The organism is Massilia aurea (genome assembly GCF_024753205.1).
In the GTDB taxonomy this organism is placed as follows: Bacteria; Pseudomonadota; Gammaproteobacteria; order Burkholderiales; family Burkholderiaceae_D; genus Telluria; species Telluria aurea.
This window is the reverse complement of sequence record NZ_JANUGZ010000005.1, coordinates 311,128-325,078: the sequence shown is the minus strand read 5'-3', so window position 1 is coordinate 325,078 and position 13,951 is coordinate 311,128. Positions and strand designations below refer to the sequence as shown.

The following is a 13,951-nucleotide window of genomic DNA, read 5'->3' as shown; positions in this document are numbered from 1 at the left end:
ACCGGGAGGGATTAACCGGACGCACCAGGGGCGCGCGCCGCGGCGCCCCGCCAGTAGAACTGCGCACGGCTGCGCCAGATGATCAGCAGGGTTGCGCACAGCGTTGCCGTGGCGGCCCAGGCAAACGACCCCGCGCCGAAGTGGCCCAGCAACATGCCGCCCACCACGCTGCCGGCGAAGATCGCGAGATTCCACACCGTCGTCATCATCGACTGCGCCACGTCCTGGCCAGGGCCCGATGCATTCGACAGCGACGTCACGAACAAGGTCGCGGCGCCGCCGAATGCCAGCCCCCATACCGCAATCGCCACGTACACCACGGCCTGCACGCCGGGCCACAGCGCCAGCATGACGGAGGCCAGCAAGAACAGACCCGTGCTGGCCATGACCAGCTGGCGCAGCCAGCGGTCGACCAGCGTCCCCACCAGAAGCAGGCTCAGTAACGCGGCGCCGCCGAACAGCGCGAGCAGGAAATCCACGCGCGGCGCGAGCCCGGCCAGCGTCACGAGCGGCGCGATATACGTGTACAACAGGTTGTGCGTCACGACGTACAGCAACAGCACCGCCAGCACGGTGCGCACACCGGGCAGCGCGAACACCTGCGCCACGCTCTGGCGTTGTTGGCTGGGAATGGCGCGCAGCGCCGGCAGCCGCAGCACGATCCACAGCATCAGCAGCGCCGCCAGCGCACTGAGCGCGCCGAACGCGATGCGCCAGCCAACCAGATTGCCGACATAGGTGCCAAGCGGGATGCCGACCGTCAGCGCCAGCGGCGTGCCCGCCATCGCAATGGCGATCGCCCTGCCCTTGTACTGCGGCGCGACCATGCGCGCCGCGTAGCCGACCAGCATGGCCCAAGCCAAGCCGGCCGCCACACCGCCCAGGAACCGGGCGACAAAGATCAGCGCCAGGCTGGTGGACAGCGCGGTGATCGTGTTGGCAATCACGAAGCCGGCCAGCGACGTGAGCAGCAAGGTGCGGCGGCCCACCCCTTGCGTGGCGGCGGCCAGCGGGATCGCGGCCAATACCGAACCCAGCGCGTAGATGCTGATCAGCTGGCCCATCACGGACTGCGAACTGTCCAGGCTGGCAGCAAGCTGCGGCAGCAGCCCGGCGGGCAGGACTTCGGTGAGGATGACGACAAAGCTGACCATCGTCAGCGCCAGCAATGAGGTCAGTGGCAGCTTCGGGGCGGCGGGTTGATCACGGAGTTGGTCGGGGTTCGTTAAGGTATCTGGTGTCATGGGTAATGCAATGGCGAACGCCGCAGCGGCGACGCATGGTTGACACACGAACAGCGGGGGTCAGGTCTGACATTCGGACACGATCTCGACAGTCGGCAGTCGTAACTAGCTAGAATCGGGCCATCCTGATACTGGGCAAATCACCATTGGAAGTGGCCAAGGCTGAGGTCGTGTCCGAATGTCAGACCTGACCCCGGCTGTAATTGGAAGTGGACAAGGCTGAGGTCGTGTCTGAATGTCAGACCTGACCCCGGCTGTACAAGCGTGTCGTTCGGTTGATGCGAACGCAAAGAAAAAAGCCACCTTGCGGTGGCTTTTTTCATCGTTCTTGGCGGAGACGGTGGGATTCGAACCCACGATACAGGTATAAGCCGTATGCATCCTTAGCAGGGATGTGCCTTCGGCCACTCGGCCACGTCTCCAATCAACACCAACGTTTCGGTCAGCGCTGAGTGCAAGCATCTTAAGGGTTGGTGCTCATTTGGTCAAGAAAACACACCCAAAAAATTGCAAACTGGCTTAACTTTGTTCGAGATTAAACGACTTGTGCAGGGCGCGCACGGCCAGTTCCATGTACTTCTCGTCGATCAGCACCGAAATCTTGATCTCCGACGTCGAGATCATCTGGATGTTGATGCCCTCTTCCGACAGCGTGCGGAACATGTCCGAGGCCACGCCGACGTGGCTGCGCATGCCCACGCCCACGGCCGAGACCTTCGAGACCTTGGCGTCGCCGACGATCTTGGCCGCGCCCAGGATGTCCTTCTGGTCTTCCAGCACCTTCATTGCCTGCACGTAGTCGTTGCGCGAGACCGTGAAGGTGAAGTCGGTCTTGCCGTCCACCGACTGGTTCTGGATGATCATGTCGACTTCGATATTGGCTTCGGCGATCGGGCCCAGGATGTGGAACGCGACACCTGGCTTGTCCGGCACGCCCAGGACGGTGATCTTTGCTTCATCGCGATTGAAGGCGATGCCGGAGATGACGGCTTGTTCCATATTGCTTTCTTCCTCAAACGAAATCAGGGTGCCGGAGCTGGCTTCTTCGGCCAGGGGCATCAGGGGATCGGTCAGCGACGACAGCACACGCGTCGGCACCTGGTAGTTGCCGGCAAACTCCACCGAGCGGGTTTGCAGCACTTTCGAGCCCAGCGAAGCCAGCTCAAGCATTTCTTCGAAGGTGATCTTCGACAGGCGGCGCGCCTCGTCGACCACGCGCGGGTCGGTCGTGTAGACGCCGTCGACGTCGGTGTAGATCAGGCATTCGTCGGCCTTCAGCGCGGCTGCAATCGCCACCGCCGAGGTGTCCGAACCGCCGCGGCCGAGGGTCGAGATATTGCCGTCCTCGTCCATGCCCTGGAAACCCGTGATGATGACGATCTTGCCGTTGGCCAGGTCCCGCATGACGCGCGTGTCGTCGATCGACTGGATGCGCGCCTTCGTGAACGACGAGTCGGTGCGGATGCCCGCCTGCCAGCCGGTGTACGAGACCGCGTCCTTGCCGATGGCCAGCAGCGCCATGGCCAACAGGCCCACGGACACTTGCTCGCCGGTCGAAGCGATCATGTCCAGTTCGCGGGGATCGGGCTGGTCCATGATCTGCTTGGCCAGACCGATCAGGCGATTGGTTTCGCCCGACATGGCGGACGGCACAACGACGATCTGGTGACCTGCGTCGTGCCACTTGGCCACACGGGCCGCGACATTCTTGATACGGTCCGTCGATCCCATCGACGTCCCGCCGTATTTGTGGACAATTAAAGCCATATCAGGAAGGGTTCCAGCTAGGGGTAAGGATCAAAAAGGGACCCTTACTCTAGCATGGTGCAGCGCGGCATCACAAGGCTCGTTGGCGTAAAAGCTATACGAAAAGAAAATAACCTAATGCTTTTCGCAACGCAGCCGACTGTACCCGTCAGGCCGCGTTCGCTTGCCAGCGCAATTCGATCCTGTCCTCGCCGTCTTCCAGCACATGCGCGCAATCCATCCCGATGCCGGCGGCGAACAACAGCTCGCGGCCACGGCTGACAGTGGGCAGGCGCTCGCGCTCCCAGGCCGGCACGCCCAACGCCTGAAAATGCGCCTTCAGGCCGCGCGTGGGCCGGTTGGCCGCCGTCTTGAGGCGCTCGCCGCCCTTGCGGAAATCGATCATCAGCGGCAGTGCGCGCAGCCAGGCGGCGTCGAAGCCGCGTGAGGCCGGCACGAAGTGCAGCACGCCGCCGTAGGCCGGAAACGCCATCGACGCTTCGCCCTGCCAGCGGAAGCGCTGCCCTTCCTTGACAAAGATGCCAAGGTCGTCCGGATCGCGCATGCCTGCCAGTTCGGGCAAGTGCGGCGTCAGGTACAGCTTGCCGCGATGGCGGCGGATGTGGCAGTCGGGATGCGTAACCTTCAGCTGCGCATCCTCGCGCGCCGAGAACAATTGCCAGACCATCTCGGCGAGCCACGCGGTCGACGGCATTGCCAGCCCCCGCACGGCAAACAGATGGCGCAGGCAGTTGTCGATACGGTCGGCGCTGAGCGCGCCGAGCACCGCGAGGTCGACCGCATCGCCATCCAGGCAGGCGGCCAGGTCCTGCGCCGCCAGTTCTTCGAGCATGCGCTGGGCCGACGCCACGTGCGCGGCGCCGCGCGCCAGGCGCGCCTGAAAGCCGGGGAAGTTCGCGGCCAGCGCCGGCATCACCTGATGGCGCAGCGCATTGCGGGCATAGCGCGCATCCTGGTTCGATTCATCCTCGACCCAGCGCAAAGCGTGCGTCGCGGCGTAGGCCTCGAGCGCCGCACGCGGCTGCGTCAACAGCGGCCTTGCCATCACTGTGACGTCGTCGCCCAGCAAGCCGGGCGAGCGGTTGGCCGCTTCCATGCCGGACAAACCGGCCGGGCCCGAGCCGCGCAGCAACTGCAGCAGCACGGTTTCGGCCTGATCGTCGAGGTGATGCGCGGTCAGCAGCAGCGTCGCGCCATGCTCACGGCACATGGCGCCCAGCGCCGCATAACGTGGGCGGCGTGCGGCAGCTTCGACGCCGGAACCGTCGACCGGGATCGTCACGCGACGGTGGTCGAACGGCACGCCCAGCGCTGCGCAGCTGCGTTCGCAATGCGCGAGCCAGGCATCGGCATTCGGGCTCAGGCCGTGGTGGACATGGAAGGCAAATAGGGGGATGCCCTGCTGCGCGCACCAGGCATGGGCCAGGTGCAGCAAGACCATCGAGTCGAGGCCGCCGCTGCAGGCGATCGCGATCGAGGTGGGCGTGTAGGTGATGGACAGGCGCGCAAGCGCCTCATTGCATGCTGCCGGGACCGATCCGGCTGGATCGGTCCCGCGATTGGTTCTGCTCACTGTTGAGACTCACTTACTATTGTTGCTTACTCTTCGCGCGGCGGCGTTTCCTTGAACTTGCCGTACGCCATCAGCTTGGCGTGACGGGCTTCAAGCAGGTCCTTGGTCTTCATGCCCTGGAACTGGCGCAGCGTGTCGGCCAGTGCGCGCTTGAGCAATTGCGCCATCTGTTTCGGATCGCGGTGCGCGCCACCCAGTGGTTCGTTGACGATCTTGTCGACCAGGCCCATCGCCTTCAGGCGGTGTGCGGTCAGGCCCAGCGCGTCGGCGGCGTCGGCCGCGCGCTCGGACGTCTTCCACAGGATCGATGCGCAGCCTTCCGGCGAAATCACCGAATAGGTCGCGTATTGCAGGATCAGCACGGCGTCGCCCACCGCGATGGCCAGCGCGCCGCCAGAACCGCCTTCACCAATGATGGTGGCGATGAGCGGCACCTTCAGTTCGGCCATCACGTACAGGTTGTGGCCGATGGCTTCGGACTGGCCGCGCTCTTCCGCTTCGATGCCAGGGAATGCGCCCGGGGTGTCGACGAAGGTAAAAATCGGCAGGCCGAACTTTTCAGCCAGCTTCATCAGGCGCATGGCCTTGCGGTAGCCTTCGGGCTTGGGCATGCCGAAGTTGCGCATCGCGCGCTCTTTGGTGTCGCGGCCCTTCTGGTGACCGATGACCATGCAAGGCTGGCCATTGAAGCGGGCCAGGCCGCCAATGATCGACTGGTCGTCGGCAAACGTGCGGTCGCCATGCAGTTCATGGAAATCGGTGAAGATCGAGTTCACATAGTCCATGGTGTACGGACGCTGCGGGTGACGCGAAATCTTCGACACTTGCCACGGAGTCAGCTTGGCGTAGATGTCTTTGGTGAGCTGCTGGCTTTTCTTGTCCAGGCGATCGATCTCCTCGGAGATATCGACGGCGGAATCATCTTGTACGAACCGCAGCTCTTCAATCTTGGAATCGAGCTCGGCGATCGGCTGCTCGAAATCGAGGAAAGTTAATTTAGTCATTGTCACTCCGGGTAATGTCTTGGCCGTGCTCTGAGGCTGCGCGGCGGATCAGGGCGCTATTCTACCGTAAGCCGGTGGCGTGTCGGGCGGATCGGAGCTCAGGCCGCAGGGGCGACCGGGTCCAGGCTGCGCCATAAATACCAGGTCGCCACCGTGCGCCAGGGTTCCCAGTTGGCCGACACCTCACGCGCATCGCTGCGCGAAACAGGTTCGCCCGAGAAATAGTTTTGGCTGATCCCCTGAATCAGGCCGGGATCGTCCAGTGGCAGGACGTTCGGCCGCAGCAGATTAAATATCAAAAACATCTCGGCTGTCCAGCGGCTGATGCCGCGAATGCGGATCAGCTCGGCAATGACGGCTTCGTCATCCATTTCGGACCACAGGTCGGCGTGGACCCGCTTGGCCTTGAAGTGGTCGGCCAGGTCGAGGATGTATTCGGTCTTGCGCTTGGACAGCCCGCAACCGGACAACTGGACTGCGCCCAGCTTGATGATCTGGCTCGGGCCCAGGGTCGGGCAGACGGCAAGCAGCTTGCCCCAGGCCAGATCGGCTGCCTTCGGCGTGACTTGCTGGCCGACGATCGAGCGCGCGAGCGTCGTGAACGGATCGGGCTGGCCGCGCAGGTGCAGGTCGCCGAACTGCGGGATCAGCTTGTTCATGATGCGGTCGCGCTGCATCAGCTCGCGCTTGGCTTCGGCCCAGTAGATCGGCACGGCGAGCGCATCGTGCGCCGGCGACGTGCCTGCCAATGCAGCCACGCTGCCCGACTTGTCCTTGTTCGCTGGCATTATGTACGGCGCCAGGTCGTTCCGTCGGCCTTGTCTTCCAGGACGATGCCCGCCTCCGTCAACTCCTTGCGGATGGCATCGGCGCCAGCGAAGTCGCGCGCGGCCTTGGCGGCTGCGCGGCGTGCGATCGCATCCTGGATCGCTGCTTCATCCAGGCCGCCCTCGCCCGCATCCGGACTGCCCGCCTGCAGGAACGCCTGCGGTGACCGTTCGAGCAGGCCGAGCACGGCGGCAAGCGCCTTGAGCTGGCGTGCAGCATCGATAGACCTGGTGCGGTTGACTTCGCCGGCCAGATCGAACAGCGCGGCCACTGCCAGCGGCGTGTTGAAGTCGTCGTCCATCGCATCGCGCACGCGCCGGGCGTGGGCTTCGTCCCAGTCGATGGAAACCGGCTCATTACCCAACTCGATGCCGTTCAGCGCCGTGTACAGACGGGTCAGCGCCGCCTTCGCGTCGTCGATATGGACATCGGAATAATTGAGCGGGCTGCGATAGTGGGCGCGCAGGATGAAGAAGCGCACGACTTCGGCGTCGTACTTCTTGAGCACATCGCGGATCGTGAAGAAGTTGCCCAGCGACTTGGACATCTTTTCGTTATCGACGCGCACGAACCCGTTGTGGATCCAGTAGTTGACCATTGGCGCGCCAAACGCGCCTTCGGACTGGGCGATCTCGTTTTCGTGGTGTGGAAACTGCAGATCGGCGCCGCCGCCATGGATGTCGAAGTGTTCGCCCAGCGTCGCGCACGACATGGCCGAGCATTCGATGTGCCAGCCCGGCCGGCCCTGCCCCCACTGCGAATCCCATTTGGCATCAAGCGGCTCGGATTCCTTGGCGGCTTTCCACAGCACGAAGTCGAGCGGATCGCGCTTGCCGGTGTTGACATCGACGCGCTCGCCGGCGCGCAGGTCGTCGAGCGACTTGCCCGACAGCTTGCCGTAGCCGTCGAAGCCGCGCACCGCGTAATTGACGTCGCCGTCTTCGGTCTTGTAGGCCAGGCCTTTTTGTTCGAGCTTGCCGATGATCGACAGCATCTGCGGGACGTACTCGGTAGCGCGTGGCACGACGGTCGGCGGCAGGATACCCAGCGCGGCCGTGTCTTCGTCCATGTACTGCACGAAGCGGCCGGTCAACGAACCAATGGTTTCGCCATTCTCGACAGCGCGCTTGATGATCTTGTCATCGATGTCGGTGATGTTGCGGACGTACTCGACCTCATAGCCAGACGCGAGCAACCAACGGTATACGACATCGAACGCCATCATCATGCGTGCGTGGCCAACGTGGCAGTAATCGTAGACAGTCATGCCGCAGACATACATGCCGACCTTGCCGGCGACCTTCGGGACGAAAACCTGCTTGTCACGCGCCAGCGTGTTGTAAATCTTGAGTTGGCTCATTGAATTTTCGGTTCGCACGAGGATGGCAAACGCTCGCCGGCGCCGCAACGACCATCCCGGCGCGGCATTGCATGCGCGCCAGCCGGATGGGTGCGGCGTGGGGTGCGCCTGGGGCCTCGGTGTTATTCTTATTTGATAGAATGGGACGTTGTTTGTAAGCGCTTCTCTTGTGCGCTTCAAGGAAAGTATAGCATTGATAAAAACCCGGCTGGCCCCATACGGACCAGCTTTATTTTTGGGACAACCCTTGACAGCGCCACGTGCGCGGTCCATCAGAGGAAGCCAGATGTCATCGTCATTCAACCGCCGCTTCGCCCTCGTGCGCGTCGCTGGCGCCACCGCTGCCCTCGCCTGCGGCCTGCTGTTCTCCGGCAGCGCGCTGGCTGCCGACATGCCGCAGTATTCGATCAAGACCAGCATGGGCGAGATCGTCGTCGAACTCGATCAGGAGAAAGCCCCCAAGACCGTGGCCAACTTCGCGGCCTATGCCAAGTCGGGCGCCTACAACGGCACGATCTTCCACCGCGTGATCGAGGGCTTCATGATCCAGGGCGGCGGCATGAACGAAAAGTTTGAAGGTCGCAAGACACTCAAGCCCATCAAGAATGAATCGAACAACGGCCTGTCGAACCAGCCGTACACGATTTCGATGGCGCGCGAAGACAATCCTGACAGCGCCACCTCGCAATGGTTCATCAACGTGGCCGACAATTCGGGCATCGATTTTCCGTTTGTCGGTGGCTCCGGTTACACGGTGTTCGGCAAGGTGGTCAAGGGCCAGGAAACGGTCGACAAGATCAAGGCCGTCGTGGTCGACGACGTGCGCGGCATGCAGAACGTGCCAGTCGTGCCGATCAAGATTACGTCCGTGACGCTGCTCAAGGGCGACAAGCTAGTAAAATAAGGGTTCCGCCGCGCCTGCATCCGGCGCGCATGCCCATCAACCAATTACAAGGACACCACATGACGAAGATTCTCATCACCACCAACCAGGGCAACATCACCGCTGAACTGGACGCTGAAAAAGCACCGAAGACCGTTGCCAACTTCATCGACTACGTCAACAAGGGCCACTTCAGCAACACGATCTTCCACCGCGTGATCAAGGACTTCATGATCCAGGGCGGCGGTTTCGAGCCAGGCATGAAGCAAAAGCCAACGCCGGCCACCGTCGAGAACGAAGCCAAGAACGGCCTGAAGAACGACAAGTACACGCTGGCCATGGCCCGCACGTCGGATCCGCATTCGGCATCGGCCCAGTTCTTCATTAACACCAAGAACAATGCCTTCCTCGACTACCCGGGCCAGGACGGCTGGGGTTACGCCGTGTTCGGTAAGGTCACCGAAGGCCAGGACATCGTCGATACGCTGAACAACGTCAAGACCAGCCGCGGCGGCATGCACTCCGACGTGCCAGTCGATCCAGTCATCATCGAGAAAATCGAAGTTCTGTAATGCCTGGCGCGCACCAGCCTCAGTCGGTCTCATGAGCGTTCAGTTGAGCGCTCCCATGACGCTGCCTGCGCGCCCGTTCGCGCTGTTCATCTCCGACCTGCATCTGCAGGTCTCGCACCCGCGTACGCTGGAAGCGTTTTTACGTTTCCTGGCCGAGCGCGCGGTGCATGCCGAGCAGTTGTATCTGCTCGGCGATATCTTCGAATACTGGGCCGGCGACGATGACGTTGCCGATCCATTCCACCAGACCATCATCACGGCGATCCGCGCCGTTGCCGACGCCGGCGTGGCGGTCTATTGGATCGCGGGCAACCGCGACTTTCTGGTCGGGGCAGGCTTTGCGCATGCCGCACACCTGTCCCTGCTGCAGGAACCCCATGTCATCGAGGCCGGCACGCGCCGCATCGCGCTCGTGCATGGTGACGCGCAGTGCACGCTGGACACCAAATACATGGCGTTTCGCGCCCAGGTGCGCGCCCCCGACTGGCAGGCACAATTTCTTGGCATGCCGCTCGCGCAGCGCAAGGGCATCATTGCCGGACTGCGCGAAGGCTCGCGCGAAGCCCACACGGGCAAGTCGTACGAAACGATGGACGTCACGCCCGAGGCAGTGGCCGATGTGTTCGCCTCGCTTGATGCCGACGTCATCATTCACGGGCACACGCACCGGCCCGCCGTGCACGCGCACGGCGACAAGCTGCGCTACGTGCTGCCCGACTGGGAGCTCGACGAGGTACCTGCCCGCGGTGGCTGGCTCGCGTTGTACCCGGATGGCAGCCTCGTGCGCCACGACGTCGACGGCGCCACTCTCTAAGATCCTTCCACGCTCTACCCGCCGCGCATGATCTCGCGTCTGCATATTGACCTTTGCGCGACCACTGTTATACTCAACTACAACACCACTTCAACACACCACCATGAGGAGGCAGGCATGCGCATCACAATGACGCCGCACCGAACCACCACGGAGGCCCCCGATGACCGTCGGCTGGAACGATAAGACCCCGATTTACCGCCAGCTCAAGGAGCGCGTCGTCGGCATGATGCTCGACGGCGATCTCAAGGCTGGCGACGCCCTGCCCTCGGTGCGCAAGATCGCCGCCGACTATCAACTCAACCCAATCACCGTGTCGAAGGCCTATCAGGAACTGGTCGACGAGAATCTGGTGGAAAAACGAAGGGGAATTGGCATGTATGTCACCGAAGGCGCCAGCGAGAAACTGCTGGCAAGCGAGCGCGCACGTTTCATCAGTGAAGAGTGGCCGGCGATGCTCGAGCGCATCCGCCGCCTGGGCCTGGACGTCAAAGAGCTGCTGACCAACGCCGACCACGGAGGTGCCGCATGAGCGCCGTCATTTCCGCGCGGGGTTTGAGCAAGCACTACGGCAAGCGTGTCGCCGTCGACAGCATCGATATCGAGATCGCCGCCGGCCGCATCGTCGGCCTGATCGGCCCTAACGGCTCGGGCAAGACGACGACGCTCAAGGCGGCCCTTGGCCTGATCCAGTGCGAAGGCGAGCTGTCGGTACTGGGCCTGGATCCGCGCACCCAGCGCGACGAGCTGATGAAGGACGTCTGCTTCATCGCCGACGTCGCCATCCTGCCGCGCTGGCTGCGCGTGAAGGATGCAATCGACTTCGTGGCCGGCGTGCATCCGCGCTTCGACCGCAGCAAGGCCGAACGCTACATCGCCAATACCAAGCTGACGCCGACGATGAAGGTCAAGGAAATGTCCAAGGGCATGATCGTGCAACTGCACCTGGCGCTCGTGATGGCAATCGACGCGAAGCTGCTGGTGCTGGACGAGCCGACGCTCGGCCTGGACATCATCTACCGCAAGACGTTCTACCAGAACCTGCTCGAAGACTATTTTGACGAACACAAGACGATCGTCATCACGACGCACCAGGTCGAGGAAGTCGAGCACATCCTGACCGACCTGCTGTTCATCCGCGACGGCAAGATCGCGCTGGCGGCGTCGATGGAAGAGATCGGCGAGCGCTATGTCGAAGTCATGGTGGGCAGCGACAAGGTAGCCGCGGCCAGAGCGCTGCAACCGATCGACGAGCGCACCGTATTCGGCAAATCCGTGATGCTGTTCGACGCACTGCGCGCGGGCGGCCTGTCCCGCACCCAGCTGGCCGCACTCGGCGAAGTCCGCAACCCGAGCGTGGCCGACCTGTTCGTCGCCACCATGAAAGGAACCTACGCATGACTACGCCAATGAGCACCATGAAATGGCTGATCCGGCGCGAACTGTGGGAACACAAGGGCGCCTTCTTCTGGGCGCCGCTGGTCGTGGCCGCCGTGATCGTGCTGCTGTTCGGTGGCGGCTTCCTGTACGCCATCATCGCCAACCCGTCGTTCCACGTGCAGGTCAGCGGGGAACAAGTCATGACGGTCAATGGCTTGCCGCCCGCGGTGCTGGCCAAGCTGGCCGCTGCCGCCGCGTCGAGCTACCTGGTGATCACGGCGCCGCTGTTCTTCGTGCTGCCGGTAGTCGTGTTCTTCTACTGCATGGCGGCGCTGTACGATGACCGGCGCGACCGCAGCATCCTGTTCTGGAAATCGCTGCCGATGTCCGATGCGCAGACCGTACTGTCGAAGGTCGCAACGGCGCTGCTGGTCGCGCCGCTGGCGACGATCGCGATCGGCATTGCCGCCTCGCTGATCCTGCTGGTGATCGGCCTGCTGGGCGGCGCCATCAAGGGCATCAACCTGATCGCACCGGTGCTGGCCAATGTCGACTTTTACCTGGCGCCCGTGTATCTGATCAGCTTCCTGCCGCTGTACATCCTGTGGGCGTTGCCGACAGTGGGCTGGCTGCTCCTGGTGTCGAGCTGGGCAAAGTCACGCGTCTTCCTGTGGGCCGTCGGCGCGCCGCTGGTGGCGCTGGCGATTCTGGCCTGGTTCGATTTCCTGGCCGGGCGTTTTGCCGGGGTGTCGATGAACGTCAAGTGGTTCGGTGAAGAGATCGTGGCGCGGGTGCTGCTGGGCGTATTCCCCGGGATCTGGTTCGGCGAAGTCAATGGCGCGGCGCTGGCGCAGCAGCAACAGGCCGGGCTCGATGGGCCGCTGCTGCTGGGCACATCGTATGCCACGCTGCTCACGCCGGGTGTCTGGATCGCGGCCGCTGCCGGCTGCGCGATGATCTACGGCGCGATTCGCCTGCGTCGCTGGCGTGACGAGGGGTAAGCGCGATGCGACTTCCCTTCATCCTGATGCTGGGCATGTTACTGGGTATGAACACCAGCGCCAGCGCTGCCGACACGCCACCGGACAGTCCCGAGACCATCCACGTCAACGCGATCCGCAAGCCGGAAGTGCGCAAGTACACGGCGATCGTCGCGGGCCTGGACGCCTTCGAGCGCCATCACCGCATGGCACCAGGCGCCGAGGCCCTGCGCTTTAAGGTCGAGCGCCGCGCCTGGACCGACAAGACACCCAAGCCGGGCGAGGCGCCACTGGCGCTGCGCCTGGAAGGCAAGGACGGCTTCGTGCTGCCGCTGACCCTGAACGATGCGGTTGAGACGATCGTGCCGCGCAGCAGCGCGGCGCTGGCGGCGGACAGCGAACTGGTGCTCAATCGCAAACGGCGCATGTACCGTGTGACGCCGCTGGTGCGCTCGCCCGGCCTGCCAGAGAACGTACGGCGCCTCGGCGACCTGCGGCTTGAATGCCAAGTGTTGGTCGCGATCGGCAAGGAGGAACTTGGCCTGATGCGCACGCTGTTCGTCAACAGCGTGCTGCTGACGCCCAACTGGTGCAACTTCTTCAATGCCGAGCGCGAGGGCTTTCAATTCGAGGCGCCAGAGCGCCTCGCACGTGCAACCTTGCGTGAAGGTGATCGCACGAAAGACCTGCCGGTCGAGGGGCAGAGCTTTCGCACCGCCATGAACGATCCGGACTGGAGCGACGACGCGCTGATCGAACTGGCGTTCGAGCCGGTTACTGAAACTGCTGGCGAAACGCCTCGAACTGGCCCTTGAGGTCTTCCATCTCGCCGCGCAGCGCGGCGACTTCTTCTTCGAGCTGCGCGATGCGGCCGCCCTGCGTCAGGTTGCTCGCGCTGCTGGACGTCTGCTCGCTACCGGCGACAATGGTGATCTCGCCGCCCAGCAGCTGGCCGTAACGCGATTCCTTGGTACCCGGCGCGCGCTCGAGTTTTACGACCAGCGGCGGGTATTTGTCGATCAGGAACTGCAGCGCCGTTTCGACATCGGCCACCGTCTTGAATTCGTGCAGGCGCCCGCTGCGGGTGCGGATCTCGCCGGCGGTCTGCAGGCCGCGCAGCATCAGGATGGTGAGCACGGCCAGCTTGTCCTGCTCGAGCGTCCACTTGATGCGCATGCGGTGTTCGTACTTGACGACGCGCGCACCGGCCTGCGAGATGGCGTTCACGAGCTTGCGCTCGGCCAGCCGCTGCAGCGTATCGAGCACGACCGCTTCGCTGATCTGCATGACCGGATCGCGGCTCGACAACTGGTTGCAGCCATTGACGATCGCGTTGAGCGACATCGGATAATTATCGGGCGTCAGGCCTTCTTTTTCGGCCAGCACGGCCAGCACGCGCAGCTCGACCGGATCGAGTACCGCCACCATTTCATTCGTCATGCGTTTCCTTGTTATGCCAAACGGTTCAGTTGTTCGACGCGAGTTTACCACCGTCGTTGGCGCAGGATGGCCTGGCGTGTTTCGTCGCCGATTCGGGAGGAGCATT

At 63.2% G+C, this 13,951-nt stretch carries 14 protein-coding genes and 1 tRNA gene; 7 read left to right on the top strand and 8 right to left on the bottom strand.

The window, feature by feature from the left end; translation table 11 throughout:
* Positions 1-11 precede the first annotated feature (11 nt).
* The 7 genes from NX775_RS20830 to cysS form a co-directional block, all read right to left on the bottom strand.
* The gene (locus NX775_RS20830; RefSeq protein ID WP_258837700.1) at positions 12-1,244 is read right to left on the bottom strand and encodes an MFS transporter; all 1,233 of its coding nucleotides are present in this window, start codon (positions 1,242-1,244) and stop codon (positions 12-14) included.
* Positions 1,245-1,573: 329 nt separating this feature from the next.
* Positions 1,574-1,666 (bottom strand) — tRNA-Ser (locus NX775_RS20825).
* A gap of 97 nt (positions 1,667-1,763) precedes the next feature.
* Entirely contained in the window at positions 1,764-3,011 is a 1,248-nt protein-coding gene (locus tag NX775_RS20820) for an aspartate kinase (RefSeq protein ID WP_258837699.1), read from the bottom strand.
* Between the two features lie 148 nt (positions 3,012-3,159).
* Positions 3,160-4,584, bottom strand: coding sequence for a tRNA lysidine(34) synthetase TilS (gene tilS / locus NX775_RS20815; protein ID WP_370660606.1), 1,425 nt, complete (start codon positions 4,582-4,584; stop codon positions 3,160-3,162).
* 26 nt (positions 4,585-4,610) lie between these two features.
* A complete protein-coding gene (locus NX775_RS20810) occupies positions 4,611-5,588 on the bottom strand; it encodes an acetyl-CoA carboxylase carboxyltransferase subunit alpha (RefSeq protein WP_183551355.1) in 978 nt (325 codons plus the stop codon).
* A gap of 98 nt (positions 5,589-5,686) precedes the next feature.
* A complete protein-coding gene (locus NX775_RS20805; protein WP_258837698.1) occupies positions 5,687-6,376 on the bottom strand; it encodes a DNA-3-methyladenine glycosylase family protein in 690 nt (229 codons plus the stop codon).
* Complete coding sequence (cysS, locus tag NX775_RS20800; RefSeq protein WP_258837697.1) at positions 6,376-7,776, bottom strand: cysteine--tRNA ligase; 1,401 nt, start codon at positions 7,774-7,776, stop codon at positions 6,376-6,378. Before cysS ends, NX775_RS20805 begins: the two co-directional genes overlap by 1 nt.
* 286 nt (positions 7,777-8,062) lie before the next feature.
* On the opposite strand from cysS, the gene NX775_RS20795 reads away from it, so the two are divergent.
* From NX775_RS20795 to NX775_RS20765, 7 genes are all read left to right on the top strand, one after another.
* Positions 8,063-8,680, top strand: coding sequence for a peptidylprolyl isomerase (locus tag NX775_RS20795; RefSeq protein WP_183551349.1), 618 nt, complete (start codon positions 8,063-8,065; stop codon positions 8,678-8,680).
* A 59-nt stretch (positions 8,681-8,739) separates the two neighbouring features.
* Complete coding sequence (locus tag NX775_RS20790; RefSeq protein ID WP_258837696.1) at positions 8,740-9,231, top strand: peptidylprolyl isomerase; 492 nt, start codon at positions 8,740-8,742, stop codon at positions 9,229-9,231.
* 55 nt (positions 9,232-9,286) lie between these two features.
* Positions 9,287-10,045 (top strand): UDP-2,3-diacylglucosamine diphosphatase, encoded by a 759-nt coding sequence (locus NX775_RS20785; RefSeq protein WP_258837695.1) that lies wholly within the window; start codon positions 9,287-9,289, stop codon positions 10,043-10,045.
* 163 nt (positions 10,046-10,208) lie between these two features.
* Positions 10,209-10,577 (top strand): GntR family transcriptional regulator, encoded by a 369-nt coding sequence (locus tag NX775_RS20780; RefSeq protein WP_258837694.1) that lies wholly within the window; start codon positions 10,209-10,211, stop codon positions 10,575-10,577.
* Positions 10,574-11,446: an ABC transporter ATP-binding protein gene (locus NX775_RS20775; protein ID WP_258837693.1), complete on the top strand. Its 873-nt coding sequence runs from the start codon at positions 10,574-10,576 to the stop codon at positions 11,444-11,446. Before NX775_RS20780 ends, NX775_RS20775 begins: the two co-directional genes overlap by 4 nt.
* Positions 11,443-12,426, top strand: coding sequence for a hypothetical protein (locus NX775_RS20770; RefSeq protein ID WP_258837692.1), 984 nt, complete (start codon positions 11,443-11,445; stop codon positions 12,424-12,426). Before NX775_RS20775 ends, NX775_RS20770 begins: the two co-directional genes overlap by 4 nt.
* A gap of 5 nt (positions 12,427-12,431) precedes the next feature.
* Positions 12,432-13,220, top strand: a complete 789-nt coding sequence (locus NX775_RS20765; protein ID WP_258837691.1) for a hypothetical protein — start codon at positions 12,432-12,434, stop codon at positions 13,218-13,220.
* Here NX775_RS20765 and NX775_RS20760 read toward each other — a convergent pair.
* On the bottom strand, positions 13,180-13,845 hold the full coding sequence (locus NX775_RS20760; protein ID WP_258837690.1) for a YceH family protein: 666 nt from the start codon (positions 13,843-13,845) through the stop codon (positions 13,180-13,182). The two genes, NX775_RS20765 and NX775_RS20760, sit on opposite strands and share 41 nt — an antisense overlap.
* Between the last annotated feature and the right edge of the window lie 106 nt (positions 13,846-13,951).

Coding starts and splice junctions, on each gene's coding strand:
- NX775_RS20830 (WP_258837700.1), bottom strand. CDS start 1,244: ATGACACCAGATACCTTAACGAACCCCGACCAACTCCGTGATCAACCC.
- NX775_RS20820 (WP_258837699.1), bottom strand. CDS start 3,011: ATGGCTTTAATTGTCCACAAATACGGCGGGACGTCGATGGGATCGACG.
- NX775_RS20810 (WP_183551355.1), bottom strand. CDS start 5,588: ATGACTAAATTAACTTTCCTCGATTTCGAGCAGCCGATCGCCGAGCTC.
- NX775_RS20805 (WP_258837698.1), bottom strand. CDS start 6,376: ATGCCAGCGAACAAGGACAAGTCGGGCAGCGTGGCTGCATTGGCAGGC.
- cysS (WP_258837697.1), bottom strand. CDS start 7,776: ATGAGCCAACTCAAGATTTACAACACGCTGGCGCGTGACAAGCAGGTT.
- NX775_RS20795 (WP_183551349.1), top strand. CDS start 8,063: ATGTCATCGTCATTCAACCGCCGCTTCGCCCTCGTGCGCGTCGCTGGC.
- NX775_RS20790 (WP_258837696.1), top strand. CDS start 8,740: ATGACGAAGATTCTCATCACCACCAACCAGGGCAACATCACCGCTGAA.
- NX775_RS20785 (WP_258837695.1), top strand. CDS start 9,287: ATGACGCTGCCTGCGCGCCCGTTCGCGCTGTTCATCTCCGACCTGCAT.
- NX775_RS20780 (WP_258837694.1), top strand. CDS start 10,209: ATGACCGTCGGCTGGAACGATAAGACCCCGATTTACCGCCAGCTCAAG.
- NX775_RS20775 (WP_258837693.1), top strand. CDS start 10,574: ATGAGCGCCGTCATTTCCGCGCGGGGTTTGAGCAAGCACTACGGCAAG.
- NX775_RS20770 (WP_258837692.1), top strand. CDS start 11,443: ATGACTACGCCAATGAGCACCATGAAATGGCTGATCCGGCGCGAACTG.
- NX775_RS20765 (WP_258837691.1), top strand. CDS start 12,432: ATGCGACTTCCCTTCATCCTGATGCTGGGCATGTTACTGGGTATGAAC.
- NX775_RS20760 (WP_258837690.1), bottom strand. CDS start 13,845: ATGACGAATGAAATGGTGGCGGTACTCGATCCGGTCGAGCTGCGCGTG.